This is a genomic window from Pseudomonas putida (genome assembly GCA_029953615.1).
GTDB lineage: Bacteria > Pseudomonadota > Gammaproteobacteria > Pseudomonadales > Pseudomonadaceae > Aquipseudomonas.
The window spans coordinates 368,957-386,760 of the sequence record CP124529.1; the positions used below are offsets into that span (position 1 = coordinate 368,957).

16 protein-coding genes, 1 tRNA gene and 1 pseudogene are annotated in these 17,804 nt (G+C 62.4%); 6 read left to right on the forward strand and 12 right to left on the reverse strand.

What is annotated here, in order from left to right:
* Positions 1-169 precede the first annotated feature (169 nt).
* Both QIY50_01745 and QIY50_01750 read left to right on the forward strand, forming a co-directional pair.
* A complete protein-coding gene (locus QIY50_01745; protein WGV21045.1) occupies positions 170-2,416 on the forward strand; it encodes an EAL domain-containing protein in 2,247 nt (748 codons plus the stop codon).
* Positions 2,413-4,002 carry a PAS domain-containing methyl-accepting chemotaxis protein gene (locus QIY50_01750; GenBank protein WGV21046.1) on the forward strand — a complete coding sequence of 530 codons (1,590 nt, stop codon included), beginning with the start codon at positions 2,413-2,415 and terminating at the stop codon, positions 4,000-4,002. The genes QIY50_01745 and QIY50_01750 overlap by 4 nt, the downstream gene beginning before the upstream one ends.
* A gap of 350 nt (positions 4,003-4,352) precedes the next feature.
* Here the strand turns inward: QIY50_01750 and QIY50_01755 are convergent, their stop codons facing one another.
* From QIY50_01755 to QIY50_01790, 8 genes are all read right to left on the reverse strand, one after another.
* Positions 4,353-4,616, reverse strand: a complete 264-nt coding sequence (locus QIY50_01755) for a hypothetical protein (protein WGV21047.1) — start codon at positions 4,614-4,616, stop codon at positions 4,353-4,355.
* A 153-nt stretch (positions 4,617-4,769) separates the two neighbouring features.
* A tRNA-Gly gene (locus tag QIY50_01760) sits at positions 4,770-4,845 on the reverse strand.
* 63 nt (positions 4,846-4,908) lie between these two features.
* Entirely contained in the window at positions 4,909-5,469 is a 561-nt protein-coding gene (pgsA, locus tag QIY50_01765; protein ID WGV21048.1) for a CDP-diacylglycerol--glycerol-3-phosphate 3-phosphatidyltransferase, read from the reverse strand.
* A 32-nt stretch (positions 5,470-5,501) separates the two neighbouring features.
* A complete protein-coding gene (gene uvrC, locus QIY50_01770) occupies positions 5,502-7,325 on the reverse strand; it encodes an excinuclease ABC subunit UvrC (protein WGV21049.1) in 1,824 nt (607 codons plus the stop codon).
* 6 nt (positions 7,326-7,331) lie between these two features.
* A complete protein-coding gene (gene uvrY, locus QIY50_01775) occupies positions 7,332-7,970 on the reverse strand; it encodes a UvrY/SirA/GacA family response regulator transcription factor (GenBank protein ID WGV21050.1) in 639 nt (212 codons plus the stop codon).
* Between the two features lie 63 nt (positions 7,971-8,033).
* Positions 8,034-8,423: a helix-turn-helix domain-containing protein gene (locus QIY50_01780; GenBank protein ID WGV21051.1), complete on the reverse strand. Its 390-nt coding sequence runs from the start codon at positions 8,421-8,423 to the stop codon at positions 8,034-8,036.
* A gap of 118 nt (positions 8,424-8,541) precedes the next feature.
* Positions 8,542-8,973, reverse strand: coding sequence for a GNAT family N-acetyltransferase (locus tag QIY50_01785; GenBank protein ID WGV21052.1), 432 nt, complete (start codon positions 8,971-8,973; stop codon positions 8,542-8,544).
* Between the two features lie 181 nt (positions 8,974-9,154).
* A complete protein-coding gene (locus QIY50_01790; protein ID WGV21053.1) occupies positions 9,155-9,541 on the reverse strand; it encodes a DUF488 family protein in 387 nt (128 codons plus the stop codon).
* Between the two features lie 128 nt (positions 9,542-9,669).
* Between QIY50_01790 and QIY50_01795 the strand changes: the two are divergent.
* Positions 9,670-11,287, forward strand: a pseudogene (locus tag QIY50_01795) (inorganic phosphate transporter).
* Positions 11,288-11,422: 135 nt separating this feature from the next.
* Here the strand turns inward: QIY50_01795 and QIY50_01800 are convergent.
* The 3 genes from QIY50_01800 to QIY50_01810 all read right to left on the reverse strand — a co-directional run bounded on the left by QIY50_01800 (position 11,423) and on the right by QIY50_01810 (position 14,143).
* The gene (locus QIY50_01800) at positions 11,423-12,118 is read right to left on the reverse strand and encodes a glutathione S-transferase N-terminal domain-containing protein (protein ID WGV21054.1); all 696 of its coding nucleotides are present in this window, start codon (positions 12,116-12,118) and stop codon (positions 11,423-11,425) included.
* A gap of 87 nt (positions 12,119-12,205) precedes the next feature.
* Entirely contained in the window at positions 12,206-12,703 is a 498-nt protein-coding gene (locus QIY50_01805) for a PaaI family thioesterase (GenBank protein ID WGV21055.1), read from the reverse strand.
* 57 nt (positions 12,704-12,760) lie between these two features.
* Positions 12,761-14,143, reverse strand: coding sequence for an amino acid permease (locus QIY50_01810; protein ID WGV21056.1), 1,383 nt, complete (start codon positions 14,141-14,143; stop codon positions 12,761-12,763).
* A 255-nt stretch (positions 14,144-14,398) separates the two neighbouring features.
* On the opposite strand from QIY50_01810, the gene gcvA reads away from it, so the two are divergent.
* Together gcvA and QIY50_01820 are read left to right on the forward strand one after the other, a co-directional pair.
* Positions 14,399-15,295, forward strand: coding sequence for a transcriptional regulator GcvA (gene gcvA, locus QIY50_01815; GenBank protein ID WGV21057.1), 897 nt, complete (start codon positions 14,399-14,401; stop codon positions 15,293-15,295).
* Between the two features lie 234 nt (positions 15,296-15,529).
* Positions 15,530-16,780: an aspartate aminotransferase family protein gene (locus tag QIY50_01820; GenBank protein WGV21058.1), complete on the forward strand. Its 1,251-nt coding sequence runs from the start codon at positions 15,530-15,532 to the stop codon at positions 16,778-16,780.
* 3 nt (positions 16,781-16,783) lie between these two features.
* Here the strand turns inward: QIY50_01820 and QIY50_01825 are convergent, their stop codons facing one another.
* Positions 16,784-17,086 carry a hypothetical protein gene (locus QIY50_01825; GenBank protein ID WGV21059.1) on the reverse strand — a complete coding sequence of 101 codons (303 nt, stop codon included), beginning with the start codon at positions 17,084-17,086 and terminating at the stop codon, positions 16,784-16,786.
* Between the two features lie 245 nt (positions 17,087-17,331).
* Here QIY50_01825 and QIY50_01830 point away from each other — a divergent pair, with 245 nt between their 5' ends.
* Positions 17,332-17,757, forward strand: a complete 426-nt coding sequence (locus tag QIY50_01830) for a hypothetical protein (protein ID WGV21060.1) — start codon at positions 17,332-17,334, stop codon at positions 17,755-17,757.
* Positions 17,758-17,804: the final 47 nt, after the last annotated feature.

The window sequence follows — 17,804 nt, forward strand, 5'->3', positions numbered from 1 at the left end:
TGTGAATGTGCCATCACCAGGTTCCGCCCCGCGGGAACCGGCTTTGCCGAGCAGGATAACAGGCCTGAAAGACGAAGCGCCGTGGCAACAAGTTCTCGAGCAGAACTTGTTGCCACGGCGCTTTTTTTTGTTCAGCAAAAAGGAACTTCTCCAACACCGGGGGATATGAATGAAGGTGACAAAAGACCTCGAGGAACTGCTCAAGCGTATCCGTCTCGACCACGCGGAGATTGTCGAACGCTTTCGCTTTCTCGACTGGAGCGCCGATGATGCCAGACGACTAGGCGCAGCAGCTCAGCAGATGGCCCCGTCCCAGCAGGCTTTCGTCGACCATCTGTACCGTCACCTGGCGGAATTTGCCACGCCGTCCGCTTTGCTTCGCACGCCGCAGGTCACCGCCCGTTTGAAGCAGAGCCAGGCTGAGTATTACCAGCGCTTGTGGAGCGGCCCCTACGATGAAACCTACGTCAACGGCCGCCTGCGCATCGGTGTGATCCATCAGCAGATCGGCCTGGAGCTGAAGTGGTACCTCGGCAGCTATCGGCTTTACCTCGACGACATGCTTGAAAGCGTGTTCGGCGACAGCCCGGATGTAACGCTCTATTCAAGCCTGTTGAAGGCGGTGTTCTTCGACATGACGCTGGCCATCGATACCTACAGTGCGGCCCAGCACAAGGCGCTGGAAGATAGTGAGGCTCGCTTCGCCCGCGCGCTGCGCGGTGCCAACGACGGGCTGTGGGACTGGCATGTGGATCAGGACCGGCTTTACGTTTCTGAACGCTGGGCCAGCATGCTCGGCCTCAGCCGCGACAGCATCGGCGAGAGCAGTGCCAGTTGGTTCGGCCGCGTGCACCCGGACGACCTGCCGGATTTTCGCCATGCCATCAATGCCCATCTACAAGGGCAGACATCCTCCGTTCACTACGAGTACCGTATCCGCAAGCACAACGGCGACTACATCTGGGTCCTCGTGCGAGGGGTCGCCGAAATGACCAACCCCGGCGAGCTACGCATGGCTGGCTCGCAGTCTGATATCAGTGCACGCAAGGATGCCGAGCAGCGCCTCCAGCACACCGCCCAGCATGACCCGTTGACCGGCCTGGCCAACCGCATCCGGCTTGACGAGCAGATGCAGAAGACCTTCAGGAAGCAGCGCAAGGGCGGTGACTACGAGGCGCTACTATTCATCGATCTGGACCGCTTCAAGCTGATTAACGACAGCCTCGGCCACAACGTCGGTGATCGCGTGCTGGTGGAAGTTGCAATGCGCCTGAAAGAGTCGCTGCGCCCCACCGACCAACTGTTCCGATTCGGCGGAGACGAGTTCATCGTCCTGCTTCATGACCTTACCTGCGACCGCGACGCCGAACAGATATCCCAGCGCATCCTCGACAACTTGCATAAGCCGCTGCACATGGACGGCCGAACCCTGGTGGTCAGCGCCAGCATCGGCATCGCGCCATTGCACGACAATGGCAAAGCCCTGGATGTCCTGCAGGCGGCCGATCTTGCCCTCTACCGAGCCAAGTCTGCCGGCAAGGCCCGCTTCGCCCACTACGACGAAACGTTGCAAGACACCGCACAGCAGAATCTTGAACTGGAGTCCGCGCTAGGCCAGGCACTGCAACGCAATGAGTTCGAACTGTATTACCAACCGATCTATCGTCTGGACCCAGGGGCGCCGCAGGTGACCGGGGTCGAGGCACTGCTGCGCTGGCGCCATGGTGAACGCCTGATCTCGCCATTGGAGTTCATCCCGGCGCTGGAGGAGTCGGGGGAGATCATCCGCGTCGGCGAATGGGTATTGCGCCAGGCCTGCCAGCAGACCCGGCTCTGGCAACTGGCCGGACATGGCCTTTTACGCTGCTCGGTGAACATCTCCAGCACCCAGCTGCAACAAGTCGACTTCACCCTTCGGCTTATCGACATCCTGCAGGAAAGCGGCCTGCCGCCCGCCAGCCTGATCCTGGAAATTACCGAAAGCCAGCTGATGCATGACGACACGGACACATTGGCCTGTCTGCATGAATTGACCAGTCTCGGCGTACTGCTGGCCCTGGACGACTTTGGCACCGGCTATTCCTCGCTGGGCTACCTCACCCGCTTTCCGCTGCACATCCTCAAACTGGACAAGAGCTTCATCAACGGCGTGCCTTGCGAGAGCAAACAGAGTGCGATCAGCCAAGCGATCATCGGCCTCGGCCGTAGCCTTGGCCTGGAAGTGGTGGCCGAAGGCATCGAGAGTTCGGCGCAGCTCGAATTCGTGGTCGGTGAAGGCTGCCACTACGCCCAAGGTTACTGGTTCAGTCGGCCACAACCTGCCGCCCAGATACAACATCTGCTCAGCACAGAAGACCGTTTCGAGGAAAGCGCAGTTACCCGGCGCGTACCCGTCAGTTCAGGAGAAAAACAATGAAAACCAATCTTCCGGTCAGTGGTCGTGCCGTCGAATTCAGCGCAAACGCGAACATCCTTTCCACAACCAACCCCAAAGGCGCCATCACTTACGTCAACCCCGACTTCATCAACATCAGCGGCTTCAGTGAAACCGAACTGCTCGGCGTCAATCACAACATCGTGCGTCACCCGGACATGCCCCCGGAAGCCTTTGCGCATCTGTGGCAGACACTCAAATCCGGGCGCTCGTGGATGGGGCTTGTAAAAAATCGCTGCAAGAACGGTGACCACTACTGGGTCAGCGCCTACGTCACGCCGATGCAGCGCAATGGCGAAACAGTGGAATACCAATCGGTTCGCACGCTACCGGCCAAAGCGCTGGTGCAAGCTGCAGAACATCTCTATGCGCAGTTGCGTACCGGTAGAAAGGCCAACTGCCTGCGTATGTCACGGCTATCCGTCGGCATGCGCCTGGCACTCGCCAGCACTGGCGTCAACCTGCTGTGCTTCGCTGCCTTGGGCTCGCTGGGCGCGTTGGCCTGGAGCCATGCCGCCTTCTCCATGATGCTGTCGAGCTTGCTGCTCGGCGGCCTGTTGCGCTTCAGCCTGCGCCCCCTCGACGCCCTTGCGCGCAAAGCCAGGAAGATCGCCGACAACCCTCTGAGCCAGATTCTCTACAGCGGCCGCCGCGACCAATTTGGCCAGATCGATTTCGCCCTGCAAATGCTCGAAGCCGAGACCCAGGCAATCGTCGGACGCATTGCCGACTCGTCCCGCCAGCTGAGCAAGGAAGCCGAAGCGCTTGTATCGGCAGTGGACAACAACAATTGCGCGACCCTGCGGCAGCAGGGGGAAACCGCCCAGGTAGCCAGCGCAATAACCCAGATGGCCAGCAGTGTCCAGGAAGTGGCGCGCAACGCCCAGCTCACCGCCAGCGCCGCGAACCTGGCCAATGAGGAATCGGACCGCGGTCAGCAACTGGTCGAGCAAACCCGCCAGCACATCGATAGTCTCGCCAGCGAGGTGCAACAGACCAGCGCAGTGATCGATCAACTGGAACAGCATGGAAGTGAAATTGGCCGGGTACTGGAGGTCATTCAAAGCATCGCCGAACAGACCAACCTGCTTGCCCTCAACGCCGCCATCGAAGCTGCACGAGCCGGTGAGGCAGGCCGGGGGTTCGCCGTGGTCGCCGACGAGGTGCGCGGGCTGGCTTCGCGAACCCAGCAATCCACCGCCCACATCCAGGGCACCATAGAGACCTTGCGCCGCTCCACCGGTAATGCCGTGCTGGCGATGCAGCGTAGTCACAGCAAGGCCGAGGTCAGCGTCGAACAGGCCCTGCTGGCCGCCCGGGCGCTGGATGGCATTACCCGGCGCGTCGATGAGATAAGCGGTATGAGTGTGCAGATCGCTGCCGCTGTAGAGGAGCAGAGTGCGGTGGGTGACAGCATTCAGGGCAGCCTGGCGGATATCAGCCAAACCACCCGCAACAGTGTGCTTGCCAGCAGCCAGAGCCGTACTACTGCGGCCCATGTGGCCAACCTGGCCGAGCGCCTGCAACTGCTGTCGGCACAACTTTGGGGGCGCCAGGGCAACGAGTGACGGGTTCGAGCTGGCGGTTTGGCGCTGAAACGAAAAAGGGCCCGAAGGCTAATGCCAGTCAGTTAAGGTTTCTAAAGGCTTCACTGGGGCTGCTTTGCAGCCCATCGCCGGCAAGCCAGCTCCCACAGGTACAGCGCAGGGCTCAAGAGTTGCACTATACCTGTGGGAGCTGGCTTGCCGGCGATGGGCCGCAAGGCGGCCCCAAATATCTTAACTGACAGGCATTTGCCCTAAGGCCCTTTCTTCCACGACTTACAGACGCTTTATGGCAATCTGCAGATCTGGGTCTTTGAGTTGCAGGGCACTTTGCAGGTACCCTGCCACCTCGAAATCTCCGAACGGATCGAAGCTCATGCGCGGATCGGTTTCCTGGTGCGCCGTTTTTCGGCGAGATAGCGCCCTTGCAGTGCCATGATCTCAACCTTGCTGAGCACGCCTTTTCTTTTAAGGTTCACCAGCAACTGTTCGACGACGTCCAGGTGGATGATATCACCAGCCAGACGACTGATAGTCACAGCCATACCACTCACCCCGTCACGCTTCGCGGTAACATGGTGCTTTTTGGCAAGGTTTCTGACTTCAGTGGCAACACTGGTATTAGAGGATCGGGTCATCTCAAGCCTCCTTTGATGACCAGATCTTCGCATGGCGTCGATCAAGCAGACAGGCGTGGCGCCGGAGGGAAAAGAGCAAATGACAGAAACGAAAAAAGGCCCCGAAGGGCCTTCTTTCTTGCCCCACCGAAATCCTTCGATAAGGGCCAATTTTGGAGCGGGAAACGAGACTCGAACTCGCGACCCCGACCTTGGCAAGGTCGTGCTCTACCAACTGAGCTATTCCCGCGTCGTGATGGGTGCCATTCTAGCGAACTCCAAAACGGCGTCAACCCCTTGATTCAAAAAACTTTTATTTCTGTTCCGAACCTTCGCGCAGGTGCGGCCAGGCGGCCAGCAGGTAGTGCACCATCGACCACAGGGTCAGCCCCGCCGCCACCAGCAGCAGCGCGTAGCCGAGGATTACCCAGAAGGTTACCGCCGGGGGGTTGGCCAGCAGGATCACCAGCGCCAGCATCTGGGCCGCGGTTTTCCACTTGCCGAGGTTGGACACCGCCACATGCGCCCGCGCGCCCAGTTCGGCCATCCACTCGCGCAGCGCCGACACCACGATCTCGCGGCCAATGATGACCGCGGCCGGCAGGGTCAGCCAGAAGTTGGCGTGGGTCTGCACCAGCAGCACCAGGGCCACCGCCACCATCAGCTTGTCGGCCACAGGGTCGAGGAAGGCACCGAACGGCGTGCTCTGCTGCAGACGACGCGCCAGGTAGCCGTCCAGCCAGTCGGTGGCGGCGGCAACGGCGAACACACTGCTGGCTGCCATGTAGCTCCAGTGGTAAGGCATGTAGAACAGCAGGATGAAGATCGGGATGAGCAGGACGCGTAGAACGGTGAGCAGGTTTGGAATATTCATCGGTACGACTGGCCGCAAGTTGAGCCCGCATTCTACTCGCTATGCAGGCTGGCATAAATCGACTCGGCAAGCTTTTTACTGATGCCGGGTGCTTTGGCGATTTCATCGATACTGGCGCGGTTGAGCTCCTGCAGGCCGCCGAAATGTTTCAGCAGGTCGCGCCGGCGCTTGGGCCCTACCCCGGCCACGTCCTCCAGGCTCGACACCCGGCGGGCCTTGCCACGGCGGGCGCGGTGGCCGGTAATGGCGAAACGGTGGGCTTCGTCGCGGATCTGCTGGATCAGGTGCAGGGCCGGTGAGTCGCCCTTGAGGGTGAACTCATGGTGCACGTCGTTCAGGTACAGGGTTTCGAAACCGGCCTTGCGTGTCACGCCCTTGGCCACGCCGAGCAGGGTCAGGTCGCTGAAGCCCAGCTCCTGCATCACGTCACGGGCCATGTTCAACTGGCCTTTGCCGCCGTCCACCAGCAGCACGTCTGGCAGCTTGCCCTCGCCGTCCTTGATGCGCCCGTAGCGGCGGGTCAGGGCCTGGTGCATGGCGGCGTAGTCGTCACCGGCCGTGACACCTTCGATGTTGAAGCGGCGGTAGTCGGACTTGAGCGGGCCTTCGGGGCCGAACACCACGCAGCTGGCCACGGTGGCTTCGCCGCTGGAATGGCTGATGTCGTAGCACTCCAGGCGTTGCGGCACCTCGTCCAGCTGCAGCACCTCGGCCAGGGCCTCGAAACGTGCGGCCATGTGCTGGCGGTTGGCCAGGCGGGCATTGAGTGCCTGCTCGGCGTTGGTCACTGCCAGTTGCTGCCAGCGGGCGCGGGTACCGCGCACCCGGTGGCTGATGGTCAGCTCGCGGCCACGCAGCGTGTGCAGTGCTTCGGTGATGGCTTCGAAGTCTTCGTGCACCACGTTGACGATCAGTTCGCCCGGCAGTTCGCGCTCGGCATTGCCCAGGTAGTACTGGGAGAGGAACGCCGCCATCACTTCGGCCACCTCCTCCTCGATGCCCACCTGCGGGAAGAAGTTCTTGCTGCCCAGCACCCGCCCGCCGCGCACGCTGATCAGGTGCACGCAGGCGCCACCAGGGTTGACGAAGGCGGCGATAACGTCGACATCCCCGCTGCCGCCTTCGATGTACTGCTGGTCCTGAACGCGGCGCAGCAAGGCGATCTGGTCGCGCAACTCGGCGGCCTTCTCGAAATCGAGGGCCATGGCGGCCTTTTCCATTTCGGCATTCAGCTCGTTGCCCAGTTGCTGGCTACGACCCTCCAGGAACATCACCGAATGGCGCACGTCCTCGGCATATTCCTCGGCGGTTACCAGGCCCGTGCAGGGGCCTTTGCAGCGCTTGATCTGGTACTGCAGGCACGGCCGGGTGCGGTTGGCGTAATAACTGTCTTCGCACTGGCGCACCGAAAAGGCCTTTTGCAGCAGGCTGAGGCTTTCACGAATGGCCCCGGCACTGGGGTACGGGCCAAAGTAGCGGCCCTTGGCCTTCTTCGCCCCACGGTGAATGCCCAACCGCGGGAACTCGCCGTCGGAAAGGAACACGTAGGGGTAGGATTTGTCGTCGCGCAGCAGGATGTTGTACGGCGGCCGCCATTCCTTGATCAGGTTCTGCTCCAGCAGCAGCGCCTCGGTTTCGTTGGCGGTGATGGTGGTTTCGACCTGGGCGATGCGCGCCACCAGCGCGGCGGTCTTGGGCGCCAGGCCGGTCTTGCGGAAATAGCTGGCCAGGCGCTTCTTGAGGTTTTTGGCCTTGCCCACGTAAAGCAGCCGGGCTTCGCCGTCGAACATCCGGTATACGCCCGGGCGACCACTGCAGGTCGCCAGGAATGCGCTGGCATCGAAAACTTGGGACATGAGGTTTTACAGGCTTGCGTCGACCATACCGTGGCGAACGGCCAGCAAGGTCAGTTCGACGTCGCTGGTGACCGAGAGTTTTTCAAAGATCCGATAACGGTAAGTATTGACGGTCTTGGGTGAGAGGCACAACTTGTCGGAGATGATCTGTACCTTCTGGCAGCCGACGATCATCAGGGCAATCTGGATTTCCCGCTCCGACAAGGCGTCGAACGGTGAACCCTGTGGCTGGAACGGTTTCAGCGCCAGCTGCTGGGCGATCTGCGGGCTGATGTAGCGCTGGCCGGCAAAGGCCAGGCGGATCGCCTGGACCATTTCGTCAAGGCCGGCGCCCTTGGTCAGGTAGCCGGCAGCGCCGGCCTGCAGCAGGCGCGTGGGGAATGGGTCTTCCTCGCACACGGTCACGGCAACCACTTTGATGTCCGGGTGGCTTCGCAGCAGCTTGCGGGTAGCCTCCAGGCCGCCGATACCGGGCATTTTCACGTCCATCAGCACCACGTCCGGCTTCAGCTCGCGGGCCAGCTTGAGTGCCGATTCGCCCGAATCACCCTCACCCACCACCTGCAGGCCATCGATGTCGGCCAGCATGCGGGTAATACCGGTTCGTACCAGATCGTGATCATCGACCACTAAGACCCTAATCAAGCACACACCTCGTCAGCAGGGCGATTGGATCCTGCCACCTTAACAAAATTTTTCACGGCGGACCTAACGCATTCCTTCCGTAAGAAACGCCTGACGTTCAACCGGCAGCGGCCTCACTGCCTGCCGGGATTTGTCGGAGTGGGTCAAACGCCTCAGCAAGTGCCAGAGTGCCGCCTGATCGTCGCCCGACAACTGCCGGAACGCATCCAGCAAACTGGACTCATCGGTGTTCAGCCCTTCGAGCGGTGCCGGGGTGCGGATACCGCTGAGCACGTATAGCGCATCCACGCCTCTGCTCGCCAATGCAGCCAGGTAATCGACCCGCGGCGAGCGTTCACCACTCTCGTATTTGCCCTGGGCATTGGGTTCGACCCCGCCGATGTCACCAAACACGCGCTGGGTCATCCCCAGACGCTCACGCTCTTCCCGCAACCGCGGACCGATTCCATTCATGGGGGGGCTCCTGTTCCCTGTTCACACGCTGGTACTGCCTACCCACCGGCAGGCAGCCGTAAACGTCTGAGTTCACTATGCCCATGCCCACTCGTCGCGACAAGCCATCATTGCGCTATTAGTCGATCGTACGCTGCATGCGCACAAAACAGTCGTCCTCACCCATTTCGACGAAACCCTGGCGCCGGTACAGCACACGCGCCGGGTTGCTGCGAAACACCATCAGCCGTAGCAGCGGCAGATGCCGCTGGCGGGCCCACAGCGCCAGCTGCTCCAGCACCCAGCTGCCGACACCACGCCCACGGTGCTCGGGTAGCAGGTGCAACTCACGGATGAACAGCGCCTGGCGGTCCTGGCTGAGGCTGCAGTAGCCGAGCACGCGATCGCCTTCAGTCACCAACCACTGTTCGCGCCAGCCCCAGGCTTCGTCGAAGGCTTGCTCTATCCACAGCAGGTCGTATTCGCGGTAGTACGGCAGCATGGCGCGGCGCGTGAGGTCGCGGGCGAAGTTGCGGTGGGTGTCGTTGGCGGGGGTTAGTTGTAGAGGCATGGGTTCTCTAGTCTGGCAGCTCTTGCACTGTCGTTTGTAGGAGCGGCCTTGTGTCGCGACAGGGCCTGCAAAGCAGCCCCGGGTTTCGACATGGAGCAATTATTGCCGGGGCCGCTCTGCGGCCCTGTCGCGACACAAGGCCGCTTACAGGGTCAGCACAGTCCCGATAAATCATTATCGCTCATGGGGCGTAGCACACGGGCGAACTGCCAGGCCCACGCCGGTCCAGCTCGTCCTCCAGCCATTCAGCCAGCACCCGGGCATTGTTATGCTCGGTGTCCTTGCCCGCATAAAGCAATGTCAGCGTGCCCTTTCCGGCCAGGTCCAGCAGCGGGTACCAGTGTTCGGGGCGGGCCGCCAGCTCCTGCTGGTAGCGCCGGGTGAAGCCGGCGAAATCCACTTCACCCTGGTGAAACGCCTTGCGTAATTCAGCCGAGGGTGCAACTTCGCGCAACCACTGCCCGTGCAGGTCTTCCTTGCGCTTGTTACGCGGCCACAGGCGATCGACCAACACGCGCTGGCCATCGTCCGGCTCAACCGCGTCATAGACACGCTTGCAGCGAATCATGGGTTTCTCCTGCCATTACCGTCCGTCTTGAGCCTAGATAAATCATTGATCGAGGTCACGGCCGGGTTACGAATTGTTTCTATGCTCAAGGCCTTCGGCACCTTCGCCCCCTGCCAACCGGAGCCCCCATGGCAACCCCGTCACTGGCCAGCCAGCCGCAACTGGCCCAACGCGACTCCCGCCCGCAGCTTGCCCACAAGCCGGGGCGTGCCAGCCTGGTGCTGTTCTTCGGCCTGCTGCTGGCCGGCATCGCCTATACCGCCTGGAGCCTGAAGCAGGATGTGACGGCCAGCGGTACGGTAATCACCACGGTCACGCCATTTCTGCTGCTGGGCCTGGCGTTGCTGATCGCCCTGGGCTTCGAGTTCGTCAATGGCTTCCACGACACCGCCAACGCAGTGGCCACCGTCATCTACACCCATTCGTTGCCGGCACCGGTCGCCGTGGTCTGGTCCGGGCTGTGCAACTTCCTCGGCGTGCTGCTTTCCAGCGGCGCGGGTGGCGTTCGGCATCATCGCCCTGCTGCCGGTTGAGCTGATTCTGCAGGTAGGCTCCTCGGCCGGCTTCGCCATGGTCTTCGCCCTGCTGCTGGCGGCGATCATCTGGAACCTCGGCACCTGGTGGCTGGGCCTGCCGGCCTCATCCTCGCACACCCTGATCGGTTCGATCATCGGCGTGGGCGTGGCCAATGCGCTGATGCACGGGCGCGACGGCACCAGTGGCGTGGACTGGGCCCAGGCCAGCAAGGTCGGTTATGCCTTGCTGTTCTCGCCGCTGATCGGCTTTGCCTGCGCTGCCCTGTTGCTACTGGCCCTGCGCGCGCTGGTCCGGCGCAAGGCGCTGTACCAGGCGCCGGAAGGCCAGACGCCGCCACCGTGGTGGATCCGCGGCGTGCTGATCCTGACCTGCACCGGCGTGTCCTTTGCCCATGGCTCCAACGACGGCCAGAAAGGCATGGGCCTGATCATGCTGATCCTGGTTGGCACCCTGCCGATGGCTTACGCACTGAACAAGACCATGCCCAATGAGCAGGCCTTGCAGTTTTCCGCCGTCGCCGAGGTAACCCGCCAGGCACTGGTGCGCAACAACCCGCTAACGGCCCCGGCCGACCCGCGCCAGGTGCTGACCACGTTCATTGCAGAACCCAAGGCCAGCCCGCACCTGGCACCGGCGCTGGCAGCGCTGACCGGCATGATCGGCGATCAGGTCAAAGGTTATGGCTCGCTCAAACGGGTACCGGCCGAAGCCATGGCCAACGTGCGCAACGACATGTACCTGACCAGCGAAGCCATCCGCCTGATCGAGAAGAACCAGCTGGTGGTGTTCGATGCCGACACACGCAGCAAGGTGCTGCTGTTCAAGACCCAGCTGGACGATGCCACCCGCTACATCCCGCTGTGGGTGAAAGTGGCCGTGGCCATCGCACTGGGGCTGGGTACCATGGTCGGCTGGCGGCGCATCGTGGTGACGGTAGGCGAGAAGATCGGCAAGACCCACCTCAGCTATGCCCAGGGGGCTTCGGCTGAAGTGGTGGCGATGTGCACCATCGGTGCGGCGGACATGTTCGGGTTGCCGGTATCGACCACCCACGTGCTGAGCTCCGGGGTGGCCGGGACCATGGTGGCCAACGGGTCGGGGATTCAGAAGCGCACGCTGATCAATCTGCTGATGGCCTGGGTGCTGACCTTGCCGGCAGCGATGCTGTTGGCCGGCAGCCTGTACTGGTTGCTGCACCACATTTTCTGAGCCGCTGGAGTACATTGTTGGCTCTAAGGGCGCTATCGCCGGCAAGCCAGCTCCCACAGGTACACCACAGGCCCCAGGCCTTGTGCATTACCTGTGGGAGCTGGCTTGCCGGCGATAGCGCCCTTACAGCCAACATCAACCTGGAATCTTTAGCCCACGCTGCACGGCCGGCCGCTCGAGGAATGCCGCCAGCACCCGCTGCACGTTCTTGAACTGATCGAAGCCGACCAACTCACGGGCGTTATAGCGCTCCACCAGGTTGCGCACCCAGGGGAAGATCGCGATGTCGGCAATGCTGTACTCGTCGACCATCCACTCCCGGCCCTTCAAATGCCGGTCCAGCACACCGAGCAGGCGCCTGGACTCGTTGACATAACGGTCCCGCGGGCGCTTGTCCTCGTATTCCTTGCCAGCGAAGAAGTGGAAGAAGCCAACCTGGCCGAACATCGGCCCGATACCGCCCATCTGGAACATCAGCCACTGCAGGGTCTGGTAACGCTGGGCCGGGTCCTGGCTGAGCAACTGGCCGCTCTTCTCCGCCAGGTACTGCAGGATCGCCCCGGACTCGAACAGCGGCAGCGGCTTGCCGCCTGGGCCATTGGGGTCGAGGATGGCGGGAATCTTGTTGTTGGCGCTGAGCGAGATGAATTCGGGGCTCAGTTGGTCATCGTTGTCGAAGCTGACCTTGTGCGGCTCATAGGCCAGGCCGATTTCTTCGAGCATGATCGACACCTTGACGCCGTTGGGCGTCGGCAGCGAGTAAAGCTGCAGGCGCTCGGGGTGTTTCGCGGGCCACTTGCGGGTAATGGGGAAAGCACTGAGATCGGTCATGATCAACCTTGCCTGAGGAATGAACCTCTCACTCTAGAGGCATCCCCGGCCGCTGACCATCACCGACCCTTTATCAGCATGCGCGTTTCAGGCCTGGCCGTGGGCTTTGAGCTTGAGCTTTTCGGTATCGACGCGAACGAACACCGAGTCGGCAGTGACGGTCAGCACATCGTCGGCCCACACTTCACAAATTACCCGGCTCTTACGCCCTACTTCGCCTTCCACACGTGCCTTGAGCAACAGCTCGACGCCCATCGGCGTGGGTTTCAGGTAGGTCAGGTTGAGCGTGCCGGTAACGCAGTCGATACGCGGCAGGCTACCCGGCTCGCGACCTTCGTTACGGTAGTGGTAGGCCATCGCCGTCCAGTTGGAGTGGCAGTCGACCAGCATCGCCAGCAGGCCGCCATAGACCAGGCCAGGCCAGCCGATGAAGGTGCTGTCGGGCAGGTGCCTGCACAACAGGTGGATGCCGTCGGTATCCCAGTGGCTTTGCAGGTGCAGGCCGCTGGGGTGGGAGCAACCGCAGCCGTAGCAAGTGCCATCGGGTGCAGCGAGGGCCTGTAGAGAAAGGGAGTGGTCGTTCATACGCTTCCTGTGCTTGTTCGAATGGGGGCGCGCAACGCCCCCATTAAAGCAGAATCATCAGGCCGCCTGGGCAACCACCTTGGCGCCCCGCTGGGTCAGCGAAACCAGCAGGATGAATGCAGTCACCCCGGCAGTCATCAGTGTCTCGTAGCGGTAGGCATCGCTGAACAGCATGTAGCCCAGCACCATGACGATGGTGCCGATCACCAGCCAGGTCAGCCACGGGAACAGCCACATCTTCAGCTCCAGCGGCCGCCCTTCACGCTCGGCACGGGCACGCATGCGCAGCTGCGACACGGCAATCACCAGGTACACCAGCAAGGCGATGGCGCCAGTGGTGGACAGCAGGAAGCCGAATACCTTGCCTGGGAACACATAGTTGACGAAGCACCCGGCAAAGCCGGCCAGGGTCGAGAAGATGACCGCCACGGTCGGTACGCCAGAGCCGGAGATACGTTTGGTAACGCTCAGCGCCTGGCCACGGGCGCCCAGCGAATACAGCATGCGCGACGCGGTGTACAGGCCCGAGTTCATGCAGCTGGTCACGGCCACCAGCACCACGATATCCACCAGCAGCTTGGCGCCCGGCACGTTCAGCACCTCAAGCACACGCTGGAACGAACCCACTGCTTTCAGCCCCGGGTCGTTCCAGGCCACCAGCGACACCACCAGGAAGATCGATGCCAGGTAGAAGATGGCGATGCGGTACACGACCAGGTTGGTGGCGCGGCGGATCTTGTCTTTCGGGTTGGCTGTTTCGTCAGCGGCGATGGTGACGATTTCGGCGCCGAAGAACGAGAAGATGGTGATCAGCACGCCACCGAGCACAGTGCCGAAACCGTTGGGCATGAAGCCGCCGTTGTCCCACAGCCGGCTGACCCCGGACACCTCGGCCAGCGGCCAGACGCCGAACACCGCCAGGCTGCAGACCACGATGAAGGCGATGATCGCCACCACCTTGACCAGCGCGAACCAGTACTCGAAGGCCCCGAAGTTCTTCACGCTGATCAGGTTGGTACCCGACAGCACCAGCATGATCAGGAAAGCGAACAGCCACGACGGCACACCGGGGAAGTAGGCATGCAGGATATCGGCGCCGGCAATGGCCTCGACCGGAATGATCAGCACCCAGAACCACCAGTACAGCCAGCCGATGGTAAAGCCCGCCCAAGGGCCGATGGCCTCCGAGGCATAGGTGGAAAACGAGCCGCTGTTGGGGTTGGCGATGGCCATTTCGCCCAGCATGCGCATCACCAGCAAGACCAACAGGCCGGTCATGGCGTAGGAGATAAGGATGGCCGGGCCGGCGGTGGCGATGGCGTTGGAGGAGCCGATGAACAGGCCGGCGCCGATGATGCCGGCGATGGAGATCATGGATACCTGACGGGACGTCAGGCCGTGCTGCAGGGAACGCTGTTTGTTGTTGTGTTGCGAAGCCATGAAGAACCCTCGAATGGGTCGGCCGCGGCGGGAGCGGCTGAAGACTGGAGCAGAATTCTTATAAATTTCTGATGTTCGTTGTTGTTGTTTTGCAGATGCCGGAAGCGGGTACTGACCTCCTCTTCGCACGACCGGTTGTAATCGTTGATCCAGGTCAGTATTAATCTATAGGGCGGGGTCAACAAACGACCTTTTCGAAACACATGATTCCGTTATGGAATGAACTCCTTCCTTTTTTGCTCGGATTTGCCCGTCATGTCCAAACGCCTGATGCCTTCGACCACCGCCCTTCAGTGCTTCGAAGCGGCCGCCCGCCACCTCAGCTTCACCCGCGCGGCCCAGGAACTGCACCTGACCCAGAGCGCCGTCAGCAAGCAGGTGGCACAGCTGGAGGACATGCTGTCGCACTCGCTGTTCCAGCGCATTCGCCGGCGCCTGCACCTGACCCCGGCCGGTGCCCTGTACCTCACCGAAGTGAACAAGATCCTCACCCAGATCGACATTTCCAGCCGTTACATCCTCAGCTACGGCGACGAGACCGAAGTGCTGCGCATTGCCACCCAGCCCACCTTCGGCGCGCGCTGGCTGGTACCTCGGCTGAAGGGTTTTGGCGACCGCTACCCGCGCATCCACCTGGATATCCGCAATGAGCTGGAGCCGTTCGACCTGGTGCAGGCCAAGGCCGACATTGCGTTTTTCTTCGGTCAGGGCACCTGGCCCGGGGCAACCTGCATCGAGCTGTTCAGCGAGGAAGTGGTGCCGGTATGCAGCCCGCAGCTGCTGGCCAACCACCGGTTCGACAGCGCCCGGGCACTGACCGAACACCGCCTGTTGCAGTGCGTGTCGCGCCCGGAGGCCTGGCACGAATGGTTCCTGGGGCTGGGGTTGCATAGCCAGAACAGCTACCACGGGCCGCGCTTCGACACGTTCTACCTGTGCATCCGCGCGGCCATTGCCGGCTGCGGTATCGCCCTGATTCCGCGCTACCTGGTGGCCGAAGAGCTGAGCGAGGGCAAACTGGTGGTGGCCTGGGACCACCCGGTGGCGAGCAATGGCCGGCACTTCATTGCGCATGCCGAGCATGCAGCGGAAGTGCCCAAGGTGCGGGCCTTCGTGCAGTGGATTCGGGAGCGCGTGGCCGAGGGGGATTGATGCTGCCTGCACCGGCCTTTTCGCGGGCTTGCCCGCTCCCACAGGATCGCTGCAGGTTCGAATGCTGTGCAGTACCTGTGGGAGCGGGCAAGCCCGCGAAAAGGCCCGCACAGGCAACAAAAAAAATGGTGAGATCAAGAATCCAGGGAATGACCGCAATCGAATAATTCGTTTGCGGAATAACCCGCCGACACGCTTGGATAATAAGAAACTCGAACAAAGGTCCGCGTGCCCATGAACCAGGAAAGTATCAGCCAGTCCATTGCCATCGTTCACCCGATCACACTTTCCCATGGCCGTAATGCCGAAGTCTGGGATACCGACGGCAAACGTTACATCGACTTCGTCGGCGGTATCGGCGTACTCAACCTGGGCCACTGCAATCCGGCCGTGGTCGAGGCGATCCAGGCCCAGGCCGCGCGCCTGACCCACTACGCCTTCAACGCGGCCCCGCATGGCCCTTACCTGGCGCTGATGGAGCAACTGAGCCAGTTCGTGCCAGTCAGCTACCCCTTGGCCGGCATGCTCACCAACAGCGGCGCGGAAGCCGCGGAAAACGCCCTGAAAGTGGCCCGCGCGGCCACCGGCAAGCGCGCCATCATCGCCTTCGACGGCGGCTTCCACGGTCGCACCCTGGCCACCCTTAACCTCAACGGCAAGGTCGCCCCGTACAAGCAGCGGGTCGGTGAACTGCCGGGGCCGGTTTACCACCTGCCCTACCCCAGCGCCGACACCGGGGTAACCTGCGAACAGGCGCTCAAGGCCATGGACCGCCTGTTCAGCGTCGAACTGGCAGTGGAAGACGTAGCGGCGTTCATCTTCGAGCCGGTGCAGGGCGAAGGCGGCTTCCTCGCCCTTGACCCAGCTTTCGCCCAGGCCCTGCGCCGCTTCTGCGACGAGCGCGGGATCCTGATCATCATCGACGAGATCCAGTCGGGCTTTGGCCGCACCGGCCAGCGCTTCGCCTTCCCGCGCTTAGGGCTCGAGCCCGACCTGCTGTTGGTGGCCAAGAGCATTGCCGGCGGCATGCCGCTGGGTGCGGTGGTCGGGCGCAAGGAATTGATGGCAGCACTGCCCAAGGGTGGCCTGGGCGGCACCTATTCGGGCAACCCGATCGCCTGCGCCGCAGCCCTGGCCAGCCTGGCGCAGATGACCGACGAGAACGTCGCCACCTGGGGTGAGCGCCAGGAGCAGGCAATCGTGCGCCGTTTCGAGCGCTGGAAGGCCTCGGGCCTGAGCCCGTTCATCGGCCGCCTGACCGGCGTCGGCGCCATGCGCGGGATCGAGTTCGTCAATGCCGACGGCAGCCCGGCACCGGCGCAACTGGCCAAGGTGATGGAAGCGGCACGCGCCAGGGGGCTGTTGCTGATGCCCAGCGGCAAGGCGCGGCACATCATCCGTCTGCTGGCACCACTGACCATCGAGGCCGAAGTGCTCGAAGAAGGTCTGGATATCCTCGAGCAGTGCCTGGCCGAGCTGAACTGATACTTACAAGCCCAGTTCTGCCGGCGTGAGCATGTCGGACTCGAAGGCAATCCAGCCGCCTTCGAGTTCGGCGTGGCCGTTGACGATCGGGCCGTAATAGGTCAGGCCGTTTTCCAGGGTCACGCAGATGTGCGTGGCGTTCTTTTCAGGGGCCGCGAGCGTACCGACGAAGTGCACCTTTTTCAGGGTTTCGGTCACCGCTTCCAGGCCAACGCGCATGTTGGGGTTTTCGGAGGCCTCGGCGTCGCCACCACGGTCTTCGGCGCTGACGGTGATGGTGGCGATGTACGGGTACTTGGTGCTCAAGCGGGGTTACCTCTGTGGGTGTTTGGCGTTTGGGCGCGTAGAGTACGGCAGGTGGTCTCTATTGTCTCTACCGGCCTGTTCGCGGGCATGCCCGCTCCCACAGGGATCGCATGTTGCTCAGATTGTGCACAGCACCTGTGGGAGCGGGCGAGCCCGCGAAGGGGCCAGACCTGCAAAAGGTGATCTGCAGGGCCCGATCTGTTAGGGTGCCCGCCGATGCACGCCACACCACACGAGGATCCCGAGTGAGCGCCGAAGAACCCCTGATCGCCGACCTGTTCGAAGTCGACAAACGCCTGTCCCTCAAGCCCGTGGTGGACTTCAACAGCTACCTGCGCAACGCCTTCGGCGAAGGCCCATGCCGTTGCCACCGCTGCGCCGAAGGTGGCGACCAGAACACCTACAGCCACGCCCATACCTTCACCTTCGACGGCAGCCAGTGGCACCGCCGCTTCGCCAGCACCGCCGGCAGCGACGTGGCCCAGGTCCTGAAAAAGGCCTGGCTGTCGTACACCAAGGCCGACCTCAACCTGGTCGGCGCACTGGACCTGACCACCCTCAAGACCTTCACCGAAGCCGCCCTGCACGCGCGCCTGCTGGCCCTGCTGCCTGCCAGCGGCCTGGCCCGCGAAGTGGATGGCCAGTGGCTGCTGCAGGCTCAGGCCGACTGACGGCCCGGCGGTAAAGCAGGATTCTCCCGTTCTGCTACCGTGGGAGA

Bases quoted from the DNA above. Each gene is read 5' to 3' on its own strand.
- QIY50_01800 (WGV21054.1), bottom strand. From the start codon at position 12,118: ATGACCGATCTCAGTGCTTTCCCCATTACCCGCAAGTGGCCCGCGAAA.
- pgsA (WGV21048.1), bottom strand. From the start codon at position 5,469: ATGAATATTCCAAACCTGCTCACCGTTCTACGCGTCCTGCTCATCCCG.
- QIY50_01820 (WGV21058.1), top strand. From the start codon at position 15,530: ATGAACCAGGAAAGTATCAGCCAGTCCATTGCCATCGTTCACCCGATC.
- QIY50_01745 (WGV21045.1), top strand. From the start codon at position 170: ATGAAGGTGACAAAAGACCTCGAGGAACTGCTCAAGCGTATCCGTCTC.
- QIY50_01755 (WGV21047.1), bottom strand. From the start codon at position 4,616: ATGACCCGATCCTCTAATACCAGTGTTGCCACTGAAGTCAGAAACCTT.
- gcvA (WGV21057.1), top strand. From the start codon at position 14,399: ATGTCCAAACGCCTGATGCCTTCGACCACCGCCCTTCAGTGCTTCGAA.
- QIY50_01785 (WGV21052.1), bottom strand. From the start codon at position 8,973: ATGCCTCTACAACTAACCCCCGCCAACGACACCCACCGCAACTTCGCC.
- QIY50_01810 (WGV21056.1), bottom strand. From the start codon at position 14,143: ATGGCTTCGCAACACAACAACAAACAGCGTTCCCTGCAGCACGGCCTG.
- QIY50_01790 (WGV21053.1), bottom strand. From the start codon at position 9,541: ATGATTCGCTGCAAGCGTGTCTATGACGCGGTTGAGCCGGACGATGGC.
- QIY50_01780 (WGV21051.1), bottom strand. From the start codon at position 8,423: ATGAATGGAATCGGTCCGCGGTTGCGGGAAGAGCGTGAGCGTCTGGGG.
- QIY50_01750 (WGV21046.1), top strand. From the start codon at position 2,413: ATGAAAACCAATCTTCCGGTCAGTGGTCGTGCCGTCGAATTCAGCGCA.
- QIY50_01805 (WGV21055.1), bottom strand. From the start codon at position 12,703: ATGAACGACCACTCCCTTTCTCTACAGGCCCTCGCTGCACCCGATGGC.
- uvrC (WGV21049.1), bottom strand. From the start codon at position 7,325: ATGTCCCAAGTTTTCGATGCCAGCGCATTCCTGGCGACCTGCAGTGGT.